The organism is Demequina sp. NBRC 110052, assembly GCF_002090075.1.
Classification (GTDB): Bacteria; Actinomycetota; Actinomycetes; order Actinomycetales; family Demequinaceae; genus Demequina.
Genome location: NZ_BBRI01000002.1, coordinates 1,469,072 through 1,491,156 on the forward strand (window position 1 = coordinate 1,469,072; position 22,085 = coordinate 1,491,156).

Here is a 22,085-nt window from a genome sequence, read left to right on the forward strand (position 1 = left end):
GACTCACTCCTCGGGGGCTGGTGACGCCGAGGGCTCCGGCTGCGGCGTGTAGGTCGTCGCCGGGTACGTGAACTCGGGGTAGGGGTTGGACGGGCCCGACGGTCTGTCGTCGGGCGATCCCTCAGGCATCTGCCCGAGCGCGTAGACGAAAGCGAGCACGACGCCCAGCAGCCCCAGCCCGATGATGATGGGTGCGCCGACAAGAGGACCGGGCCGGCGCGCGCGCGTGCTCGCCTCCTGCACCCGCGCCGCGAGCTGGTCCGACTGCGGCCACCGCCGTTGCAGGCGCCGCATGAACGCCTCCCATGCGGACGGCGGCACGGACGCGTTCTGCACCTCGGCGATCACGTCCCATGACTGCAGGTCATCGAACTGCTCGCGCTCCTCGCGCGTCGGGCCGGCTGCGGCGCGCGCCGCGGCCGCCGCCTCGCGGGCAGCACGCGCCTTGCGGGCGCGCTCGTCCTCGAGAAGGGGGCGTGTCACCTCGTCGAGACGCTCCGACGCGACCGCGAGACCCACGACGCCGTCACACAGCCCCAGCGCGACGTCCCTCTCGGCCACCCGGCGGGCGCGTGCGAGCACCGCGTCGGACGCGACCTCGGCGCCCGATCGCCCGAAGGCCCCCTGGATGTCCTGCGCGAGCACCTCGCGTCTCACGGGGAGCGCTCGCACCTGCGCGGCGAAGTCACGCAGTGCCGCGCGGGACCCTCCCAACGCCGTGGACAGCTCCTGGAGCCTCGCGGGCGCGTCACCCGCGATCGTGCGCACGGCGAGCGCCCAAGCCGAGCGCGGAAGGCCGCGCGGCAGGTCGTCCTCGGAGGCGTCGCCCGCCTCACGTCCTGTCAGCGCGAGCACGTAGAGCCCGGCGAGCGCGGCAGCGTCCGCACGCTCGGTCATTCCGACGCCCTCGCCCGCCTGGGCGCGCAGCTCGCCGTCGACTCCCAGACCGGAGAGCAGCACCGAGCCCGCGTCAGTGACAGTCACGGCCGACGCGCGGATCGCGCCGTGGTGGAGTCCGCGCGCGGAGAGAGGCCTCAGCGCCTGAGCCAGGCTTCCGACGAGGGCAGCCGCGATCGGATGCGACAGATTGCGGCGCGGGAGGATGTCCCCCAGCGGACGACCCTCCGCGCGCTCGACCACCACGTAGGTGACGCGCTCGTCGGCACCGGCGCCAGCGTCGGACGTGCCCGCGGCGAGCACGCGTGCGAGGCGAGGATCGCCGATGCCCGATGCGCGGCTCGCAGACCGGCGGACCGCAGACGGCGCGACCGACGTCACCACGAACACGGTCACCTTGCGCCGCAGGCGCTCGTCGCGCGCGAGCCAGCGCTCCACGCCCGGAACGTCGTGATCCTCGGGCGACACCAGCACGAAGCGGCGCTCGAACGTCGCTCCTGACCTCACGTCATGACCCCCTGGTGGCGCGCCTGGTCAGGCGCAAAACTGTGGTGTGTAGATCATCGTACGCGCCGCACGCGACGCAGAATCGGCCTCAGCACCTGCTCCAGCTCCTCAACGCGCAGGAGTCGCAGGACGGTTCCATAGACGAGCGCCATGGCCGCGGCGACCAGACCCCCATAGCCCAGCGAGCTGACAGACGTGAGGGCCCCTCCCAGGCTCGTGAACCACTCGGGGTCGGGCCCCAGCACCATCAGGCCGGCACCCGCTGCCGCTGCCGGAATCGCCCCCACGAGCGCCTTGAGATGGAGGATGGCCGTCCTCCCGGCGTCGATGCCGCCCAGCCGGCGGTGGAGCGTCACCCCACGCACCAGCACGGCAACCACGTTCGAGACCACAAGGCCTGCCGCGACGCCCGCCGCCCACCAGCGGGGATCCGCGAGCGCCTGCACGCCGTACGCCACCGCGAGCCACGCCAGCGTCATCGGGATGTGGATGAGGAACACCGAACGCGCGTCCTCCATCACGAACAGCACACGCTTGACCAGCACGCTCAGGCCGAGAGGCACGAGACCGAGCGACAGCACCCACACGACCTCGGTCACCGAGCGCGCCTCAGGGTTCGAGGCGGTCGGGAGAAGTGCGCGCACCACCAGCGGACCGATGACCAGCATCATCGCCGTCGCGTAGACGGTGAAGACGCCGATGAGTCGCGCTCCACGGGAGATCTCGCTGCGCAGTCCGCCGATGTCACCGTTCGCATAGAAACGGGACATCGTCGTGAACAGGGCGGTGAGGATCGAGACCGTCACCAACGAGTGCGGGACGAGATAGACGGTGAGCGCGCTCGTGTACGCGGCGTTGCCCGCGATGCCAATGGCCTCGCCGTCGGGGTTCGCCGCCGACGCCACCTGCGTGGTCAGTGCGACACCGATCTGCTCGACCACGACCGCAGCGAGCGCCCACGACACGATGCGTCGCAGCGTGGCGAGCTCCCCTCGCGGCCCTGACCAGCGCCACTTCCAGCGGTAGCCGCCCCTCACGAGCGGGATGACGAGGATCAGCGCCTGCGCGGCGATGCCGAGAGTCGCGACGCCGCCCAGCAGCGCGATGCGCTCCGGAGTCCAGTCGGAAGGCACGAACTCGCTGCCGGTCACGTACTTGCCGTAGATCGCGATGTATGCGACGAGGCCCGCGATGCCGATCACATTGTTGAGCACCGGCGCCCACATGAACGGACCGAACTGCTCGCGTGCGTTGAGCACCTGCCCGAGCAGCGTGTAGAGGCCGTAGAAGAACAGCTGCGGGATGATCCAGTACGCGAGCCCCGTGGCGAGCGCGAGCAGCTCGGGGGACCAGTCCTGCGAGTAGACCTGCACCATGATCGGCGCCGCGATCGTGAGCACGGCGGCCGCGCCAGCGGAGATGACCGAGCCGATCGTGACGATCCGGTCCACGATGCGCTTGCCATCAGCCTTGCCGAACGCCTTGACGATCTGCGGCACGAGCGCCGAGTTCAGGACGCCAGCGGCGAGCAGCGCGAACATCGCGTTGGGGATCTTGTTCGCGACGTCGTAGGCGTTCGCTCCCGCAGCGTTGACGCCGAGTGCCGCCACGAGCAGCATCGTGCGCACGAAGCCGAGAATTCGCGACACGAGCGTGCCCGAGGCCATCACGAGGGTCCAGCGGCCCAGGTTGCCTCGACCCTCTCGGCCCCCGGGGGCGATCTGCCGCTCGACTTCGTCGCCGGTGTCAGTCACGTCAGTCATCTTGCCGGTCCGGCTGCGCTTCCGCCTCGTCACCCGCGCAGGTCACGTCACTGTCGCCCGGCGCGGCGGCCTGCTCCGCGCGTGCTGGGCCGAGGCGCGTGTCGCGGCGGCCACGGCGGATCGTGCGCACGACGCCGCCCACGAGCAGAAGCACCAGCAGAGCGGAGAAGACGAGCGTCGCCGCGTTTCCCCAGTCGGCGCGCACGCGCACCGTGAGCGACTGCGGCGGTGCGAGGAGCTCGCCGTCGAGCGTGGTGGCGCTGGCCGAGACGTCGACGTTGGCGGTCGAGACCGCAGAGAACGGCACCTGAACCGCGAGCTCGCCGCCTGCGGGCACCGTGGCTCCGGGAGAGCCTTCGACCCGCAGATTCACGGCCGAGGACTCGACGACCACGCGCACCGTCACCGCCTGGTCGAGCCCGTTGCGCACGGTGATCGGCAGGAATCCCTCGGCGGCGATGAGGTTCAGCTCGGACGAGGTCGCGACGGAGATCGCATTCGCCGTCTCGGTGGCCGCCTCGATGGCGTTCTCCACGAGCGACTCCCGCGAGTGGGGCGTGCCGCGGCTCACAAGCGAGGCCGCGCGCAGGATGTCCCGTGCGTGGTCGGCGAGGAGCTCGTCGGGACGCTCCGCCGCCGACGCCACCACCGCGACGTTCTCGTACGCGTTCCCGAGGCGCACCACATCGGGGCGCGACAGATCGTCCTCCGCACCGCCCGACGCGAACGTCGCCTCGACACGACCCGTGTCGGAGAGCACGGTCGCGAGGGGTACGGGCCGCACCCAGGGTGTGCTGAAGAGCGTCGTGATCGACGAGGACGCGATGGCGGAGTCGATCTTCCAGGACTGGCCAGGCGCGATCACTACGGGGTCGCTCTCGCCCGAGCCCGCGATCAGTGCGGATTCCGCCACGAGACGGAACGTCGCCGTCGGCGAGCCGGTCCGGTACGACCCGAGCGTCTCTGTGAGCGTCGCATCGGGCTGGATCACCGCGACCGGTCCCTCGGACGTCTGCACCTGCGCGACCGTGGCCGACTTCGCGCCGGGAAGCGCCTCCGCGGCGAAGCGGGGCTCGAGCAGCACCGCCGTCGCACCAGCGCTTGCGGCCGCGGCGAGCGTGGGCTCATCCGCGATGGCAACCGGAGCGATCCACGGCAGCGTCGCGAGGTCGGGCTCACCGGAGGTCAGCGGCCCGGTCAGTGCGACGTCCAGCAGACGAGTGTCACCCGCGTGGGCCAGCGAGGTGAGGTCGACGTCAGCCGCGGGAACGCGGAAGGCCTCGTGATCCTCCACTGTGTCGTCGTCCGCGCTCGCGGGATCGACCAGGAGCGTCACCCTCGAGTCGGATGCGGCGGCGAGCGTCATCTCCGCCCGTGCGGTGGCGCCCGTCACCGTGGCAGCCACATTCACGGAGAGCTCGGGCACCTCAGCGTCCGCCCAGGTCAGCACCATGGCATCGAGCGTGGTCGCGCCGGTCGCGTCGACGCGAGTCACCGACAGTCCGTACACGCCCCACGAGCCGCCGGGCAGTGCGAGCGACGAGGCGGGCAGCGCAAGGCTCACCGCATCCATCGCCCCCGCGAGGAGTCGCCCGCCCGCGCCGAAGGGCGCCGTCGCGACGGTCGTGCGGGGGAACGCTCCGGGGTCGGCGAGGAACGCCTCGAGCTGCCTCTGATCCGTGAGAGGAGCCGACGTGAGGCGGATGTGGAGCTCGGCGCCCGTCACGGCGGCATCCGTGTCGTTGTTCAGCGCCACGGTCAGTCGCAGCGTCGATGACGGCATCACCACCGCAGGGCTCGCCCCCGTGATCTCCGCCGACACCATGCCCGCCGTGGCCATGCGCGCTTCCGACGACTCCGTCGGCGCCGCGAGGAGCGCGGGCACACCGCCCGAGCCGAGCGTGACCGGTGGCGACGCGACGAGTGTGGGCACGACGGGCTCGTCGGCGGAATCGAGAGGCACATCCCCCGCGGTGGCGGCCACGGGAGTCGCGAGTGCGGCGACGGCCGCAAGGCACAGTGCCGCCAGGCCCTGACGAGTCAGTCTCACGAGGGTGCCAGCAGGGCGGCCGCCGCCTGTGCCATCTTGCGCTCATTGGGGAACGCGAGACGCTGCACCAGTTGCGTCACCGGAATCCAGTCGGCGACCTCGGCCTCATGGTCGGGATCGTTCTCCGTGGTGATGACGCCGCCGCGGGCCTCGAGCAGGTAGTGGTGCACAGTCTTGTGCACACGCCGGTCCTCGCCCGTGAACCAGTAGTCGATCACGCCGATCGGCTGGATGATCTCGGCATCGATGCCGGTCTCCTCCGCGATCTCGCGCACTGCGGCGATCTCGGGCGTCTCTCCGTGCTCGATGTGCCCCTTCGGAAGGCACCATTCCAGGCGCCCCGCCCGATTGCGACGGCCGATGCACGCCGCGTAGGCCACGCCGTCCTCGACCTTGATGGCGATACCGCCCGCCGACACCTCGTTGCTCACGGGCAGATGCGATCCGCGCCCGCCCGAGCCATCGCGCCGGCGCCGCAGCGAGGCCCCGCCGGGCGGCATGGGCGCCGGGCTGGGTCGCGGGACGGGCGGCACGGGCATGCCGCAATGCTAACCGGGGCATGTGTCCCCTCTGTGACCGCGCGCGCGAGTCATCCCCAGCCACAGCGTCGGGCGGGCGATCTCTGGGAGACTGTTCTCCATGCCTGAGCCCACCGCGCCCGATCGGGTGCCCCTCGACGTGCTCCGTCGCCGCGCCGTCGGCCTGTGGACCGCGCTGCCCTCCGAGGTCGGTGAGCTGGGCGCGCTGTTCGCGGACGCCGGGCACGAGCTCGCACTCGTCGGAGGGCCCGTCCGGGACGCGTTCCTCGGGAGGTCGAGCGCCGACCTCGACTTCGCCACCTCAGCGTCGCCTGACGAGACCGAGGCGTTGCTCAAGCGCTGGACCAGCGCCACCTGGGACATGGGGCGCGAGTTCGGCACCATCGGCGGGCGACGCGGCGACGTGGTGGCGGAGATCACCACGTACCGGGCCGATGAGTATGACGGCGCCACCCGCAAGCCCGTCGTCGCCTTCGGCGACTCGCTCGAGGGCGATCTCGCGCGGCGCGATCTGACGGTCAATGCGATGGCTGTGCGCGTGCCTTCGCTCGAGTTCATCGACCCGTTCGGGGGGCTCGAGGACCTCGCAGGGGGGCTCCTGCGCACACCGATCGACCCCGCCGTGTCCTTCGGTGATGACCCGCTGCGCATGATGCGTACCGGACGCTTCGCCTCGCAGCTCGGCTTCGACATCGAGCCAGCGACGTTCTCCGCGATGCATGCCATGGCGGACCGGATCTCGATCGTGAGCGCCGAACGCGTGCGCGACGAACTCGTCAAGCTGCTCCTCGGCGCCGATGTGCGCGCTGGGCTGACAGCGCTCGTCGACTCAGGGCTCGCACAGCGCGTGCTGCCCGAGCTGCCCGCGCTCAAGCTCGAGGTCGACGAACACCACCACCACAAGGATGTGTACGAGCACACGCTCACCGTCGTGGAGCAGGCGATCGACCTCGAGACCGATGCGGACGGGCCCGTGCCGGGACCCGACCTGGTGTTGCGCCTCGCGGCGCTGCTGCACGACATCGGCAAGCCCGCGACGCGACGTCACGAGCCGGGGGGCGGCGTGAGCTTCCATCACCACGAGGTCGTGGGCGCCAAGCTGTCCACCAAGCGCCTCAAGGCATTGCGCTTCGACAAGGACACCATCCGTGCCGTGCATCACCTCGTCGAGCTGCACCTGCGGTTCCACGGATACGCGGACGCCCGCTGGTCGGACTCGGCGGTGCGCCGCTACGTCACGGATGCGGGACCCGAGCTCGAGAGGCTGCACCGGCTCACCCGCGCCGACGTGACCACGCGCAACCGCCGCAAGGCCGAACGCCTCTCCTTCGCGTACGACGACCTCGAGCAACGCATCGCCGAGCTGCGCGAGCAGGAGGAGATCGACGCGATCCGGCCAGACCTGGACGGCACGCAGATCATGGAGATCCTCGGAATCGCGCCGGGCCGCGAGGTGGGTCAGGCGTACAAGCACCTGCTAGAGCTTCGGATGGAGCATGGTCCGCTCGGCACCGAACGCGCCGAAGCAGAACTGCGCGCCTGGTGGGATGCGCGCGGCTGAACGCCCGGCTGCTCCTCCCGACCGTCAGTCCCCGCCGCCCTCCCTCCACGGCCCCCGCCACCACTGCCCCCGCCGCCCCCACCGACCTCGCCCTCCCCAGCCAGGGCGCTCATGCCTCCCGCCGGAGGGTTTGAATGCTGATCCAGGGCGTTCATGTCTCCTCGGACAATCCGGCCATCATCGTCCCCAGGTCCGGAGCTCCTGCGCCCTTTCCACAGTTCTGTGATCCCGTGCGACCGCCAGCCTGTCAAGACATGAGCATCGGCGCGTGTCCATGGCAGACCTCACACGCGTGACCACCCGTTCCTTGGGGCCCTTCTCGTATGCGCAGCTCACCGCGCTCGCGAGTCGCAAGGGAGTCGACGCCGCCATCTCGCGCAAGGAACTGATCCGGCTGCTTCCGAATCGGTACTGCAACGCGCTGCACTGCGAGTCATGGCTGGTGCGAGCCCTTGCGGCTGTCGACTGGTCGGGTGGAGCGCTCGCGGGCCAGTCGGCGCTCGCCATGGCCGGTGCGGGTGAGGAGCCGACCGCGATCGACGTCGTGGTCAAGCCTGGTCTGCATCGGGCTGGCCCCGACTGGGTGAGGGTGCGTTCCACGGTCAACGCCACACCGACCTTCCATGCGCTGGGGCGCTCGGTCGTGACACCGGCCGCGGCTGTTGTGCAGGCGTTCGCGTGGGCGCCGGCGGATCGGCGGGCTGGGCTGATCCTTGAGGCATGCCGACGCGGAGTGTCGCCCGAGCATGTGCTTGCCGCGTCGGAGTCATATTCGCGGTTGCCCGGGCGCGCGGAGTTGACGCTCATGGTGTGGCTTCGTTCGCTTGGTGGCGGGGTTTTTGCAGCGCTCCGTGGCGGTCTTGTTGCCGCGATCACGCAGGACTGGCTGCAGGTAGGTGTCGCGGTCTGAACCGAGAGGGGTGCGCCCGGTCGGGGCCGTTTGGATCGCTGCCGCTACGTCAGAGTCCGAAGGCTCCGCCGCTGACGAGGATCACGATGCCGAGGCCGATGAGAACGATGGGGAAGAGGATGTGCTCCCAGCGTTCGAGCACTTCGGCGATCGGGGGGCGGGTGGCGACGAACTTTGCCAGGGCCACCAGGACCGCGACGAGCGCGAGGAAGACGATGCAGTAGGCGACTACTGCGAGAGGTTCCACGCCGAGGAAGACAGGGGTGTAGACGCCGATGTTGTCGCCGCCGTTGGCAAGGGTGACGCCTGCGACTGTCCACACGCCGACCTTCTTGCCGGCAACCTTGGCCTCGTCGTCATCGTCGTCATCGTCTCCGCGCCAGGCCTGCCATGCGGCCCAGAGGCCGAGGCCCAGAGGGATGAGACCGAAGTACGGGATGGCTGCCGAGGGCAGGAATGCTCCGGCACCGATGGTCACCAGGACCGCGGCACCGAGGATGCCGGCGAATCCGAGGTACTGGCCGGCCAGAATGCGGGCGGTAGTGCCGCGCTGGCCTGCCCCTCGCGCGAAGAAGAGGGAGAGCACGATGATGTCGTCGATGTTGGTCGCTGCGAACAGGCCCATCGCCTGCAAGACCGAGGTGAGGATCATGCGCCCTCCCCAGCTGCGTCGCATCCGGGAAGCGAGCAGGCGGGATCGATGCACGGGGCGTCTTCGTCCACTGCCAGGGTGGCATCGACCAGTGCCGTCAGCGCCTGCGCCAGGTGCGAATCGGCGATCTCATATCGTGTCCGACGACCCTCGGGCTCGGAGACGACGATCCCGCAATCGCGCAGGCATGCCAGGTGGTTGGACACGTTCGGGCGTGTCAGGTCCAGATCTCGGGCCAGTTCCGCCGGGTAAGCGGGATGGTCGAGCAGGGTCAAGATGATCCGGGATCGAGTGGGGTCGGCCAGTGCACGACCCAGGCGGTTCATCACGTCGAGACGCGAAGCAATAGTCAGCATGGACTGAACTATACAGCGCGCACGGAACACTCGGTCACAGGCGTCAGCCCAGATCGCATGCCCGTAAGGGGAACCCTCACCGGACACCACCGCTACTTATCGAGAGGAACGTGTGAGTCGCATCGCTTGGTGGCGTGCTTCTGGTAGCGGTCAGTGGCCGATGAGGAGGGCTTCTCTGGCGGCGCCGACGAGCTCTGGGGTGAGGGTGTGGAGGTCGTTGATGGTCTGGATGCGTTCGATCTGGGTGGCCAGGCGGTCCAGGAGCCGGAAGTTGCCTGCGGTGATGCGAGCGATGGTGGCCAGGGCGGTGGCGTGCGCGATCGGGTCGTGGTCGGCGTGCTGGGCGGGTAGGCGCGTGGTGAGGACAGCGGTGAGCTCGTCGGGGCCGAGGGGTCTGTACTCGTGGGCGAAGCCGATGCGGCTGTAGAGCTGGGGATAGCGCGCGAGGCGCTTTTCGATGCCTGGCATGCCGATGAGGATGACGCCCATGTGGTGGCGGTCGTAGTAGTCGCGGACTTGCTCAAGACCGGTGCTCTTGAGCCTGTCGGCTTCGTCGATGATGAGCAGCTCGGTGCGCCCGGAGGAGCGTGAGGCGTCGTGAACGTAGGGGTCGACGAGTCCGAGCTCGTCGTAGTCGATCGCGTAGGAGATCGCTTGGCAGGCTCGGGGTAGGCCTTGGTCGATCTGCTTGATGGTGGCGGCCACCGTGGGGGTGTAGAACGCGGTGCGTACTTCCAGGACCCGTGGCGGCACGGGTCCGACCGTGTCGCCGACGTCGTATTGCCATCGCTCCCAGGAGTCGACGCCGGCGTAGTGGCGGGCTGAGAGTGTCTTGCCTATCCCGGGCGGGCCCCAGCACAGTCCGATGTAGCGGTGGGTGCGCACGGTGTCGGCGAACTCGGTGAACCGCCGGTGCTCGCGGGTGCTGTAGAAGGACGGGACGGGGTGAGGGTGCGGGGCGGCGGAGTTGACCTCGTCGAAGGTTCCGGTGAGGAACCGCCGGCCGTCGTCGTCTTTGCCGAGCACGGAGAGCTTCTTAGTCGGTGGCATACAGACGCAGTCCATGTCGTGGTCGGGGCTCAGGAGCCGGTGGCGGTGCTGTGTCGTCGGTGCTGACTGCTGGTGGGGCGTATCGGGTATCGCTGGGCAGGGCGCTGGCGAGGGTGCGGTGTTGGCGGAGCTGGTCCTTGAGGTCGCGGCGGCGTTGACGGCGGGCGGCTTGGAGCTGGTCGAGGGAGATCGACTCGGCGGACAGCTCAGGGGCGATCGCCCGGCACAAGAACTCGTCGTTGAAGTACACGCGGATCTCCCCGACGTCGCGCGGGTTGAAGCGGACGGTGACCTGCTCCCCGACGTAGGCGGCCAGGACTGTGGACAGGTAGCGGGTCGAGGCGAACTGGATGCCGTCGCGCTGGACCTTGCGGGTGGTGGCCGCGGTGAGCAGGAGCAGGTCGAGATCCTCAGGGTGGGCGGGGCTGCGCGGGATGAAGCCGCTCGCGCTCCACCGGACGGTCGGCCCCTGGTGGGTCTGGGAGTGGGGGCGGGCGTTGTACTCGGCAACGACGTACTGCTCGAGGATGGCGTCGAGGTCTTCGAGCGAGAGCGACGGGGAGGTGACCGGTGCGCCGTTCGTGCCGTGCGGGATGTACCCGGGCAGGTGCGGCAGGAGCTCGGTGGTGACGGTCCGGTAGAACCGCTCGATCTTCCCCCGCCCTTGAGGCACCCCGACCCGGGAGTGGATCAGCCGGATGTGGGTGTCCAGGCACACCTGCTCCAGGCGAGCGGAGGTGAAGTCCGAACCGTGGTCGCTGTAGAGGACCTCGGGCAGCCCACAGACCGGCCAGCCCGGGTTCGCCTTGGCATTGACGGCCTGGTGCAGGGCGAGCGCCGTCTGCTCGGCCGAAGGTGCGCCGAGGAAGAGGGTGTAGCCGACCACGGCGCGGGAATAGTCGTCCAGGACCACCGTCAACCAGGGGCGCACCTGGGTGCCCTTGGCGTCGAGGATCGCCACGTCCAGGAGAGTGTGGTCGACCTGCCACTGCTCGTTGGGGCGCTCGGCCGAGCGCCGTAGCACCAGCTCGAACCTGTCCCGGTATCCCGCGTCCCCGTGCTCGGCCAGAGCGCGCAGCCCGGGATCGATCCCGGCGACCAGGCTCCGGACGCTGGAGTAGCTGGGGGCAGACAGGCCGCGATCGTGTGCGATGCCGGCCACGCGGCGGTGGATGAACGCCACTGTCGGAGTCGGCATTGCCAGGGCGAGAGCTTCGACTACCTCGATCAGCTCTGCCGGGATTCGACGCCGGCCATGATCGCTGCGTTGGCGCCGAGCGAGGCTGTGTGAGGTGGGGTCAGACCGATAGGCGCGCGCCCAGCGCGAGAGGGTGCGCAGCGGGACCCCCGACTCGGCTGCCAGCCGCGTCCATGGGACACCGTCGTCGTGGCGGCGCAGGAGAGCGATCTTGTCCGAGACCTCCCACCGCGCCGGCACGTCCCCTCACATCGGCCGTGCGTCTTGGGCGAGGTGGCGGTAGATCGTGCCGCGCGAGACCCCGAAGGTCTCAGCGATCTGCTGGACCGTGTAGGATTTCTCGTCATACATCGCCCTGGCCTGACGCGCCTTCGTCGCCGTCATCTTGAACCGGCCCCCACCCTTGCGACCTCTCGCGCGGGCAGCGGCAAGACCATCCTGGGTCCGCTCGACGATCAGGTCATGCTCGAACTCGGCGATGGCCGCGAGCATGTGGAAGAACAGGCGGCCACCCGGTGTCGTGGTGTCGATCCCCTGAGACAGTGCCTTCAGCCCAATGCCCCGCTGCTGCAAAGTCTCGACGACTTCCTTGAGGTTGCGCACCGATCGACCAAGCCGGTCGAGCTTGGTCACCACGAGGGTGTCACCTGAGCGCAGGTAGTCCAGAGCATCGTCGAGCGCGGGCCGCTTGGCCAGCACACCCGAGGCGTGCTCGACGAACACCTTCTCGCACCCCGCGGCGGCGAGCAGGTCCGTCTGCCCGTCCGGATTCTGCTCCCGGGTCGAAACGCGCGCGTATCCGATCGAAGCCATCACCCGAATGTACCGACAACGTGCCTCGCGGTACATAGGTCTCGGACACGGCCCATGAGACACGACGCGCGGTGCAGCACCGTTGTGACTCCCGGCGGAAGTTGGCGGGCTCCTGCCGGGACTAAGTGGCGGTGGGCTGGCCGGGCGTTCGATCCGCTGACCAGCTGGCCGTGGGTGCCGTCGTCGCGGTGAACGGACCTGACGGGCAGGAGTGGGGCGACGGAGCCACGACGGTGTCCGGCGCCACTGTTACCCAGCGCCTTGGCGATGGCCTCCCGGCCGGGGACTTCCAGGTCGCTTGCGCTCCGTGTCCGGTGACGGCCACCCTGTCGACGGGACCTTCCGCTTCACCGTTGAGGCGGCGCCTGAAAGCGCGAGCACATCTGAGCCGTCGCCCGAGCGTGCCGACGAAGGGGCGACACCGACCTGGCCGCCTACAACGCGATGCTCGCACGCCTGGCCCGGCGCGCCGATGCCACCGCCCCTGGGCGCACCCAGCAACCAGGGGCCCCCCAAGCGCTCGGCGGAGGTGTCGAGGGACTGAGCGGCTACCAGGTCAGGTCTGAGCACTCGTGCTGCTGCTGGGCCGTCTCCACCTGGAGCGTGGCGTGGGCGATGCCGAAGCGATCCCGCAGGATGTCCCGCGCGGCGGCCAGGACCGCGGCGTGATCCGATCCGCTGCTCGCGACGAGGTGAGCGGTGGCGACGTTCATCCCGGAGGTCAGCACCCACAGGTGCAGGTCGTGGATGGCGCTCACGCCGGGCACGGCGCTCAGCTCTCGGCTGACGGCCTCCGGGTCGATGCCGGCGGGTGCGTGCTGGCCGAGTACCGCGAGGACCTGCCGCCCCAGGGTGACGGCACGCACGATGACGAAGACGGCGATCGCCAGGGCGACGACGAGGTCCCAGACCGGCCGCCCGGTGGCGATGATCAGGACACCGGCGACCATGACGCCGACGGAACCGGCAGCGTCGGCCACCACTTCGAAGTAGGCGCCCCGGACGTTGAGGCTGTCCTTGGACCCGCTGCGCAGCAGCAGCATGGAGACAAGGTTGATCACCAGGCCCACGAAACCGACCGCGAGCATCACGCCCGAGGGTAGGGACGGGTCCTCGCCGATCCGGCTGATCGCCTCGACGACCACGTACACCCCGACGCCGAGCATGATCAGCACGGTCAGGCCGGAAGCGAACACTTCCGCGCGGTACGAGCCGTAGGTTCTTCTTCCGGTGGGGTCGGGGCGGGTGGCGATCCGGGTGGCGAGCAGGGCCGCCCCCAGTGCCACGACGTCGGCGGCCATGTGCCCGGCGTCGGAGATCAGCGCGAGGGAGCCGGAGATCAGCCCGGCCGCCAGCTCGACGGCGAAGAACGTCGCGGTCAGGAAGAACGCTGCGGCGAGGCGGCGGCGGTAGCGCCCGCCGGCGTGCTCCGCGACGGGGCCGTGACCGTGCCCGGCGCCCATCAGCGGCTGCCCTCGTGTCCGGTGTGCTCGCGGCACACGTCCAGCAGCATCCGCACGTGGGCGTCGGCCAACCGGTAGTACACCCGGCGGCCCTCACGCCGGTTGTCCACCACCGCCGAGGCCCGCAGTAGACGCATCGTCTGGGACACCGACGCCTCTGGGACCTGCACCGCTGCGGAGATGTCGCACACGCACAGCTCACCGGCCTCCAGCAGCGCGTACAGGATACTGGTGCGCCGCACATCACCGAGCAACCGGAACAGCTCGGCCAGCGCACCTGCCTCGGCGTCGTCCGGGACGCTGGCACGAATCAGTGCCACACGTTGGGACTGCGGATCACCACCGACGCAGCCGTCCAACGGCAGGACCCGACCCATGGGCATCTCCTCATCTGCGCGGATCTTCAGATAAGGTCACCCTAGCGCTGCGCTCGCCGTGAGTCGCAATCTGGTCGATCGCCTTCACACCCATGTCGCTGTGAGGGGGCGAAGGCGGAGGAGGAGCGGATGCAGGACGACCCGGGCGTCACGGGGCCGGTGTGGCTGCCGACCGCACCACCGTCCCTGGAGACGATGCTGGCCCCGACGCTGCAGCCCGTGCCGGTCCTTCCGGCGCTGGCCGCGGTGCTGCTGGTGCTGTACCTGGCGGGCGCGTGCCGGCTGTGGCTGCGAGGGCGGCGCTGGTCGATCGGTGCGACCATCTCGTTCACGGTGGGCTGTGTGGTGCTGGCGCTGGTGACCGGTGCGGGCATCGAGGGGTACGGGTTGCGGCTGTTCTCGGCGTTCATGTTCCAGCAGCTGACGTTGATGATGCTCGTCCCACCGCTGCTGGTGCTGGGGCGGCCCGGCACGTTGCTGCTGCGCGCGACCCCGCACCGGGGGGTGGGCACGGTGGTGCTGGTCACGGCGCGGCGGGCCCTGCGCAGCCGGGTCAGTCGGGTGGTGCTGCACCCGGCGGTGATGGTGCCGTTGTTCCTGCTGGCGTTCTACGGGCTGTACCTGGCCGAGCTCGCCGACCCGCTGCTGCGCACCTGGACCGGGCACCTCGCCCTGGAGGTGGGGTTCCTGGTGGCCGGTCTGCTGTTCACCGTGCCGGTGCTGTCCACCGACCCGTTGCCGATCCGGCAGACCCATCATGGCCGGGCACTGGACCTGGTGCTGGAGATGCCCCTGCACGCGTTCTTCGGGGTGATCGTGATGATGGCCACCGCGCCGATGGTCCCCTTGTTCGCCGCGCCGCCGGCCGGCTGGGGGATCGATCCCCTGCGCGACCAGCAGCTGGCCGGTGGGCTGGCCTGGTCCTACGGGGAGGCGCCGGGACTGCTGATGCTCCTGCTGATCGCCAGCAGGTGGCAGCGCAACGACACCGAGCGGTCCAGAGCCCGAGACCGGCAGATCGACCGCGACGGCGGCGCCGACGCCGAGCTCGAGGACTACAACGCCTACCTCGCGCGCTTGAACGGCTCGCGGCCCTCGGGGGCGCCACCTGCACAACCGTGATGGTCGGAGCCTCACAGGACCTCGGCATCGGAGGTTGCCGACACCGCGGTGGTGGTCTTCTCGACGATGTCCTGGCCGAGCCGGATCCCGGTGTAGGCCGCGACAGCCATCAGCGCGAGGAACCCGACGATCAGGCGCCCCTCCAGCCACGAGGGCCACACGCGGGTCACCCACACCCGGCCCGGCACCCGCAAGGCGCGCACCCGCTGGGCCCGCACCCCCAGCCTCGGGGCCTGGGCCTCCGCCGCGCGGAGCCGCCGCGGGAAGGGGCGGCGGCTGCGGTCACGGCCGGGTCGCCGACTGCCTACCAGCGCACCGCTGACGACAGCGGCCGCCGCCAGGACGTAGACGGCGGTCTGCGGCGTGGTGCCCAGTCGCGCCGCCGGGGTGAGCGTGCTGCGCAGCGGCAGCGAGGCAATGAGCTCCTCATCGGTGAACAGACCGGTCCGCGCCACGACCGCCCCGTCCGGCATGATCATCGCGCTGACGCCGACGGTGGAGACCTGGACGGTCGACCTGCCGTGCTCCACCGCGCGGAAGCGGGACATCGCCAGCTGCTGGGTCGACTCCGGAGTGCGCCCGAACGAGGCGTTGTTGGTCGGGATGACGATTAGCTCTGCCCCGTCGAGGACCCCTTCGCGGATGAGGTCTGCGTAGGCGACCTCGAAGCAGATCCCGGTGGCCAGGCGCACGTCACGTCCAAGCGCGTCGATCCACACGTCCATGACGGCGGGGTCGCCGCCGGCTGCCATGTCCGTGGCGACCCGGTCGACGAGCGGAGTGAGCTGGCGGAAGAACGCGCGGAAGGGGACGTACTCCCCGAAGGGCACCGGGTGCTGCTTGGCGTAGGCGTCGCCACTCCCCGCACCGGCGGTCCAGGTGATGATCTCGTTGTAGCGGATGTCCTGCCCGTCGGGAAACCGCTGGGTCCCCAGCAGCAGGGGGGCGCCAACCGCTGCGGCGGCGCGCTCCACGGCCGAAGCCTGCGCCAGGTCGGTGCGGGGGTCAATGTCGGCGGCACTCTCCGGCCACACCACCAGGTCCAGCTGGCGCCCTCCGGCGGTCGCCGCGAGCCGCTCGGTGCCTTCGGCGTGGTTGGCCGTGACGTCGCGGGCCTGCTCGGCCCAGTCGGCGCCCTGCTGCGGGACATTGCCCTGGACGGCGCCGACCAGCAGTGAGCCGTTCTCCGGGCCCGCGGTCAGGGGAAGCAGGCCCGGGACACCCGCCAGGAGCACCGCGGCGAGCAGCGCCCGAGCCGCGGGGATAACCGCGGTGCGGCGCAGGTACTGCAGCGCCAGCGCGATCAGCGCCCCCGTCACGGCGACGAACGCGGAGACCAGGACCTCCCCTCCGTAGGGCGCGAGACGCAGCAGGGGCGCCTCGGTCTGGGAGAACGCCAGGAAGCCCCACGGGAAGCCCCCGAAGGGCCAGGAGCTGCGGACCTGCTCGATGGCGACCCACAGCACGGCTGCGGTGACCGCCTGGGCCAGCGGGCGACCGGTGAGCCAGACGGCCCTGCGCGCGTACGCCCACAGCGCACCAAAGCCGGCGACGTACAGCGCCTGGAACACGCTGAGCGCGACCCACGGGAGCGCCGATCCGGTGGCCTGCACTGCCCAGTGGACCAGCGGCAAGAAGAACGTCAGCCCCCAGACCAGGCCGATGCCTGCGGCGCGGACCGGTGACGCGCCGCGCATCGCGAGCAGCAGGCACGCCATGCCGGCGTAGGCCAGCGGCCACCATCCCCGGTCAGGAAACGCGAGACTCATCGCCCAGCCACCCACGCCTGCTCCGACCAGCACCAGCCCCGGCAGCATGAGGCCAGGTAATGAGGTGCCACCGTTGCGGCGTCGCGCATTCACGCGCTCGACCTCCTGCCGGGGCGACCCGACGTCGACGCGAGGATCCCCGCCGACCACACCAGCTGGACCGGGCCGCGCGGCCGACAAGGAAGGGCGGTCCGGAGCCGTGCTCACCCAGCGCCTCCCGATGGGTCGTCACGCACCTGCCGGGCGCACATCGGCGTCGGCCGGTCCTCAGACGCCGGCATAGGAGTGCAGGCCCGTGATGAACAGATTGACGCCGACGAAGTTGAACCAGAACGCGGCGTATCCGGCCAAGGCGAGCCACCCGGCCTTCCTGCCCCGCCACCCGGCGGTGGACTGGGCGTGCAGGTAGGCGGCGTACAGCACCCAGGTGATGAAGGCCCAGGTCTCCTTGGGGTCCCAGCCCCAGTACCGGCCCCAGGAGTCCTCGGCCCAGATCGCACCGGCCAGCACGGCGAACGTCCACACCGGGAAGGCGAACAGGTGGGCGGTGTGGGCGACGCGCTCCAGGGTGGCGCCAGCCGGCAGCCGGCCGGCGTAGCCGCGGGTCGCCTGCCCGCCGGCATCGCGCGCGTCGGCGCGTCGGCGCGTCAGGTACAGGCCGGTAGCAGCTGCCCCGACGGTGAAGACACCACCGGCGATGATCGCCGCCGCGACATGGATGACCAACCAGTACGAGTTCAGCGCCGGGACCAGGTCCCCCGCGGGGGTGTAGAGCACCGTCACGGCCAACCCCAGGCACAAGGTGACCAGAGCAAGGACCCACACACCCAGGTCCCGAACCGGCTGGCCGCGGCGCAGGAACACCAGGTAAGCGGCCGTGGCGGCCAGTGTGGCGGCGGTCGTGAACTCATACATGTTGCCCCACGGCGCCCGGCCCACGGCCAGACCCCGGGCGACGACCCCGGCCACGTGCAACACGAACGCGAGCGTGGTCAGTGCCGCCGCGATCCGCTCCGTGCGACGCGCGGCTGCATCGCGGATCGCGGGCCGGCCCCCAGCGGTCGGCGGCTGCGGGTCGGGAACGGCGGCATGTGCGCCGGCGGCGTCCGGCTCGAGGCGAGGCGCGTCCTCAGGCACCGGGTGCGACCGGCGGGCCGCCTGGTAGGCGTAGGCGAGCATCGCCAACGCATAAACCGCGATGGCGCTGTAGATGAGCCGGTCGCTCAGCTCGGCCAGGAGGTTGGGGATGGGCACGTTCAGTCCTCTCGGTCGTGCGGGGAAGCGTCTGCGCCGCCCGGTTCAGCGCCTGGCAGGGCGGCGAGCAGCGACGAAAGCTCGCCAGGGACCGGCTCACGGCGGGTCAGCGCGTAGCTGGCTGCCTCGACAGTCGCGGCGCCGCCTGCGGACGCTGCGCTGACACGGACCCAGACCCGGCGTCGGCGGACCGCCAGTGAGACCGTCAGGCCCAGCAGGAGGGCGACCGCGGCGACCAAGGAGAGCTCCTTGCCGGGGTCGTGGGCGATCTGAAAGTTCGCGAACCGCGAGACCGACTCGAACGTCAAGGTGCCCTGCCCGCCGGGCAACGTCATCGACTCACCAGGTCGCAGAGCGCGCGCGAACGGCTCGTCCCCGACCATGACCTGGCTCAGATCGGTCTTGTCCAGGCGGAAGACCGACTGCGGTGCGCCGTCACCCAGGCCGAGGTCACCGGTGTAGGCGGTCAGCAGCAGCTGGGGATCGACCAGGTCCGGGTACAGCGATCGAGGGCCGGCCGCGGGGTCGACGGAGGCGGTGGGCAGGAAGAACCCTTCGAACCCCAGCTGCGTCGGCTGCCCGTCCGGGACCTTGATCACGCCCTCGGAGGACAGGTTGCCGTCGAAGGGCACGAACACCACCGGCCCGGAGAACACCGTCTGACCCCGGCCATCGATGACGCTGACCACCGGGGCGTAGCCGTGGCCGGTGAGGAACATCTTGGTGCCCTCCACCTGCAGCGGGTGGTTCACCTCGACGGTGACCTTCTCCGCAGGGCCGCCGGGGGTGCGCAGCACGGTCAGGTCGGCCTGGAAGTCCCGGGCGCTGCCGCGTTGGGGGCCGGCCGTCTCGAACCTGGCAGTGAAGTCGTCCAGCGTGACCGAGAACGGACTCAGGCCCGCGGCGTCAGTCAAAGGCCCGGGAGTGAACTCGTCGTACTGCAGCCGCGTGTTCGTGAAGGAAGCACCCTCCACGACGATCACCCGCCCCTCGAAGCCGAAGAGCGACCCGATCGCGACGCCGAAGAGCAGGGCCAGAAGTGACAGGTGGAACACCAGGTTGCCGGCCTCGCGCAAGTACCCCTTCTCCGCCCGCACGGAATCGTCATCGACGACGACGCGAAACCTCCGGGCCCGCAGATGAGAGGCGGCTGCCTGCAGGATCTGCGCCGGCTCCGCGGCCACGGTCGCACGACGGTGGTCGTCCAGGCGCGCGAGGTTCGTCGGTGCCCGTGGGGGTTCAGCGCGCGCCGACTGCCACAGGCGCGCCGCGCGCGGCAGGACGCATCCAGTCATGGAGACCATGAGCAGCAGATAGATCGCGGCGAACCAGGGCGAGGAGTACACCTCAAAGAACCCAAGCCGGTCCAACCACGGGCCCACCACCGGGTTGTCAGCCAGGAAGCGGGTCACGGCGCCGGGGTCGAACGCGACCCCGCGCTGGGGAAGCAACGACCCGGGCACGGCAGCCAGGGCCAGCGCCAGCAACAGCAGCACTGCGGTCCGCATGGACGTCAGCGTCCGCCACGCCCACCTGGCCCATGCCACCAGGCCCTGCCCCGTCGGGCGCGGTGGCACCGCCATCACCCCAGGGCGAGCCGCCTCCTCGAGACGGTGGCTGAGCGCAGTGTCCTCGAGCGTGTCCTCGGCTGGCCGGGATGCCGTGGCCTCGGCGACGGCGTTACCGGGCCAGGCGCCGATTGATTCGGTCACCGGCCCGCAGACCCGGCTTCCCGCGCGTCGAGCATGTCATTGAGTACCGCGAGCTCGGCGGTCTGGGAGCTGACGATCGCCTGGGCCAGACGACGCACGTCCTGGTCCCCGACCAGGTCGAGGGCCGCCTGAGCCATGGCCACGCCGCCTTCGTGGTGCGCCACCATGAGCCGCAGGTACAGAACCTCAGCATCGAGCCCTCCCGCCTCGGCGAGCCTGCCCAGGTCCTCATCACTCGCTATCCCGGGCATCACCTCATCGGATCCCGGCCCCCCGGTCGCGTCAGCACCGTCGCCCATGGACCCCATGCCGGAGCCGGGTTCGCTCATCCACTGCATCGGCGCGGCCAGGCTGGCCTGCGGAAGGTCCCACTGCTCCAGCCAGCCGTACATCTGCCCAGCCTGCTGCTGCTGGGTCAGCAGGATGTCCAGCGCCAGGGACCGGACCTCGGGATCCTCCGTGCCGTCGCGCACCATCGTGGACATCTCCACCGCCTGGGCGTGGTGCGCCTGCATGTCGCGGGCGAACCCAGCCTCGGCTGACCCCTCGGCCGGCCGCGAGACCCGCTCGCCTGCGCTGGTGAGGGCCGAACCGGCGACCAGGCCGGCGACGCCCACCACGGCGGCCACCAGGATCACCACCGCAACGGTCGGGAGCCTGCGTGCGCCAGCGCTCTCGCTCATCACGCGTCCACCCCGCCCGTGCACGGCGCACCCGGCTCCGGTGTCTGCTCACCCTGCTGGTACTTGACCAGGAACTGCTCCAGGCGCGGGTCATCCGCGGTTTCCAGCGCCAGCTGGGTCCCCCAGGCGCTGGCCACCACCGGCTCCTCGGGCATGCCATCGAAGGGGCTGAGCAGGACGTACGCGTTGCCCTCAGCCAGCTCGGCGAGCCGCTGCACCTGCTCGGCCGGCAGGTCCGAGCTATAGGTGATCCACACGGCACCGTGCTCCAGGGAATGCACCGCGAGCTCGTTGGCGATCGGCTCGGTGTACGTCCCGCAGTTGGCCCACACGCCCGCGTGGTCACCACCGACGGGCGGCGTCTGCTCGTACCGCACCGGCTGCTGGACATGGCTGGCCGACAGGTCACTGAAGGTCGCAACCCCTTCGATGTCGCCCGATGCTGCCTCAGTGACTTCGGCGGCGCGCCGCTGCTCGCCGACGAGCACGACAGCCGTCGCTCCGATGAGGACCCCGGCCACGAGCACGCTCGTGCCGGTGATGACCGCCGTGCGGCGGCGTTCGGCGCGCCGCTGCTGCTCGCGGATCTCGGCCAACCGGGCAGCGCGTTCGGCCGCTTCGTGCTTACGGGTTGCCATCAGTGGAGGCCTTTCGCTCTTCGACGTCGTTCACAGGACGGTGGTGTAGCCCGAGATCGTGGACTGCAGGCCTCGCATCAGGTGGTCCCACACCCCGGTGGCCAGCAGCAGACCGGTGGTGATGAGCATGACCGCACCAGCGCGTTTGATCCCCACGGTGTGCCGACGTGCCCACTGGGTCGCCGTCAGTGCCCGCCGCATGCCCAGACCGACCGCGATGAACGGGAGACCGAGCCCGGCGGCGTAGACCGCGGCCAGCGTCGCCCCGCGCCCGGCGCTGGCCTCGGTGAACGCCAAGGTCTGCACCGTGGCGAGGGTCGGGCCCAGGCACGGTGTCCAGCCCAGTCCGAAGGTGACCCCCATCAGCGGGGCGCCGACCAGGCCCGACTTGGGACGCAGCCGCGGCAGCAGCTGGCGCTGGGACCGGGGCAGCCAGCCGGCGAAGACCAGACCCATCACCACGACCACGACGCCCAGGACACGGGTGAGCACCGCTTGCGAGGACTGCAGCGTCGCGCCAAGACCGCCGAAGAGGGCGCCGTAGGCGACGAAGACCGAGGCGAACCCCAGGATGAACAAGGCAGTACCCACCACCACCGGACGTCGCCGCGTCGCGACACCCTCATCGAGCAAGGGGCCGCCAGCGACGTAGGACACGTACCCGGGCACCACGGGCAGCACGCACGGGGACACGAAGGAGATCAGCCCCGCCAGGGCTGCGACGGCCACGGCGGCCAGCATCGGGCCGGTCGCGACCAGGTCTTGGAGCAT

At 70.5% G+C, this 22,085-nt stretch carries 20 protein-coding genes; 3 read left to right on the forward strand and 17 right to left on the reverse strand.

Annotated elements, in window-relative coordinates:
* Window positions 1–3: 3 nt before the first annotated feature.
* From B7K21_RS07100 to B7K21_RS07115, 4 genes are read right to left on the reverse strand one after another with little or no spacing between them, the layout of a single operon-like run.
* Window positions 4–1,404, reverse strand: coding sequence for a hypothetical protein (locus tag B7K21_RS07100; RefSeq protein WP_084074617.1), 1,401 nt, complete (start codon window positions 1,402–1,404; stop codon window positions 4–6).
* A 53-nt stretch (window positions 1,405–1,457) separates the two neighbouring features.
* Entirely contained in the window at window positions 1,458–3,158 is a 1,701-nt protein-coding gene (gene murJ / locus B7K21_RS07105; protein WP_159448442.1) for a murein biosynthesis integral membrane protein MurJ, read from the reverse strand.
* A 1-nt stretch (window position 3,159) separates the two neighbouring features.
* Entirely contained in the window at window positions 3,160–5,217 is a 2,058-nt protein-coding gene (locus B7K21_RS07110; protein ID WP_084074622.1) for a DUF6049 family protein, read from the reverse strand.
* On the reverse strand, window positions 5,214–5,648 hold the full coding sequence (locus B7K21_RS07115; protein ID WP_307155799.1) for an NUDIX hydrolase: 435 nt from the start codon (window positions 5,646–5,648) through the stop codon (window positions 5,214–5,216). Before B7K21_RS07115 ends, B7K21_RS07110 begins: the two co-directional genes overlap by 4 nt.
* Before the next feature lie 208 nt (window positions 5,649–5,856).
* Between B7K21_RS07115 and B7K21_RS07120 the strand changes: the two genes are divergently transcribed.
* Entirely contained in the window at window positions 5,857–7,317 is a 1,461-nt protein-coding gene (locus B7K21_RS07120; RefSeq protein ID WP_084074626.1) for a CCA tRNA nucleotidyltransferase, read from the forward strand.
* 274 nt (window positions 7,318–7,591) lie between these two features.
* Window positions 7,592–8,227 (forward strand): hypothetical protein, encoded by a 636-nt coding sequence (locus B7K21_RS07125; protein WP_084074628.1) that lies wholly within the window; start codon window positions 7,592–7,594, stop codon window positions 8,225–8,227.
* Between the two features lie 49 nt (window positions 8,228–8,276).
* Here the strand turns inward: B7K21_RS07125 and B7K21_RS07130 are convergent, their stop codons facing one another.
* From B7K21_RS07130 to B7K21_RS07160, 7 genes are all read right to left on the reverse strand, one after another.
* Window positions 8,277–8,879 carry a cadmium resistance transporter gene (locus B7K21_RS07130; RefSeq protein WP_084074631.1) on the reverse strand — a complete coding sequence of 201 codons (603 nt, stop codon included), beginning with the start codon at window positions 8,877–8,879 and terminating at the stop codon, window positions 8,277–8,279.
* A complete protein-coding gene (locus tag B7K21_RS07135; RefSeq protein WP_006590980.1) occupies window positions 8,876–9,235 on the reverse strand; it encodes a helix-turn-helix transcriptional regulator in 360 nt (119 codons plus the stop codon). The genes B7K21_RS07130 and B7K21_RS07135 overlap by 4 nt, the downstream gene beginning before the upstream one ends.
* A 150-nt stretch (window positions 9,236–9,385) precedes the next feature.
* On the reverse strand, window positions 9,386–10,285 hold the full coding sequence (locus B7K21_RS07140) for an AAA family ATPase (RefSeq protein ID WP_084074633.1): 900 nt from the start codon (window positions 10,283–10,285) through the stop codon (window positions 9,386–9,388).
* Window positions 10,272–11,723, reverse strand: a complete 1,452-nt coding sequence (locus B7K21_RS07145; RefSeq protein ID WP_144016088.1) for a Mu transposase C-terminal domain-containing protein — start codon at window positions 11,721–11,723, stop codon at window positions 10,272–10,274. Before B7K21_RS07145 ends, B7K21_RS07140 begins: the two co-directional genes overlap by 14 nt.
* Window positions 11,724–11,729: 6 nt before the next feature.
* On the reverse strand, window positions 11,730–12,296 hold the full coding sequence (locus B7K21_RS07150; protein ID WP_084074635.1) for a recombinase family protein: 567 nt from the start codon (window positions 12,294–12,296) through the stop codon (window positions 11,730–11,732).
* Between the two features lie 548 nt (window positions 12,297–12,844).
* Window positions 12,845–13,759: a cation diffusion facilitator family transporter gene (locus tag B7K21_RS07155; RefSeq protein WP_084074638.1), complete on the reverse strand. Its 915-nt coding sequence runs from the start codon at window positions 13,757–13,759 to the stop codon at window positions 12,845–12,847.
* Complete coding sequence (locus B7K21_RS07160; RefSeq protein WP_084074641.1) at window positions 13,759–14,136, reverse strand: helix-turn-helix transcriptional regulator; 378 nt, start codon at window positions 14,134–14,136, stop codon at window positions 13,759–13,761. The genes B7K21_RS07155 and B7K21_RS07160 overlap by 1 nt, the downstream gene beginning before the upstream one ends.
* 129 nt (window positions 14,137–14,265) lie before the next feature.
* On the opposite strand from B7K21_RS07160, the gene B7K21_RS07165 reads away from it, so the two are divergent.
* A complete protein-coding gene (locus B7K21_RS07165) occupies window positions 14,266–15,258 on the forward strand; it encodes a cytochrome c oxidase assembly protein (protein ID WP_084074644.1) in 993 nt (330 codons plus the stop codon).
* Window positions 15,259–15,269: 11 nt separating this feature from the next.
* Here B7K21_RS07165 and lnt read toward each other — a convergent pair whose 3' ends face one another.
* The 6 genes from lnt to B7K21_RS07195 form a co-directional block, all read right to left on the reverse strand.
* Entirely contained in the window at window positions 15,270–17,120 is a 1,851-nt protein-coding gene (gene lnt, locus B7K21_RS07170) for an apolipoprotein N-acyltransferase (RefSeq protein ID WP_234989209.1), read from the reverse strand.
* A gap of 174 nt (window positions 17,121–17,294) precedes the next feature.
* Window positions 17,295–18,281, reverse strand: coding sequence for a c-type cytochrome biogenesis protein CcsB (gene ccsB, locus B7K21_RS07175; RefSeq protein ID WP_084074650.1), 987 nt, complete (start codon window positions 18,279–18,281; stop codon window positions 17,295–17,297).
* Window positions 18,282–18,283: 2 nt separating this feature from the next.
* The gene (locus tag B7K21_RS07180; RefSeq protein ID WP_234989210.1) at window positions 18,284–19,993 is read right to left on the reverse strand and encodes a cytochrome c biogenesis protein ResB; all 1,710 of its coding nucleotides are present in this window, start codon (window positions 19,991–19,993) and stop codon (window positions 18,284–18,286) included.
* Complete coding sequence (locus B7K21_RS07185; RefSeq protein ID WP_084074653.1) at window positions 19,990–20,676, reverse strand: DUF305 domain-containing protein; 687 nt, start codon at window positions 20,674–20,676, stop codon at window positions 19,990–19,992. Before B7K21_RS07185 ends, B7K21_RS07180 begins: the two co-directional genes overlap by 4 nt.
* The gene (locus B7K21_RS07190; protein ID WP_084074655.1) at window positions 20,676–21,314 is read right to left on the reverse strand and encodes a DUF3105 domain-containing protein; all 639 of its coding nucleotides are present in this window, start codon (window positions 21,312–21,314) and stop codon (window positions 20,676–20,678) included. Before B7K21_RS07190 ends, B7K21_RS07185 begins: the two co-directional genes overlap by 1 nt.
* A 30-nt stretch (window positions 21,315–21,344) precedes the next feature.
* Window positions 21,345–22,085 (reverse strand): cytochrome c biogenesis CcdA family protein, encoded by a 741-nt coding sequence (locus B7K21_RS07195; RefSeq protein WP_084074658.1) that lies wholly within the window; start codon window positions 22,083–22,085, stop codon window positions 21,345–21,347.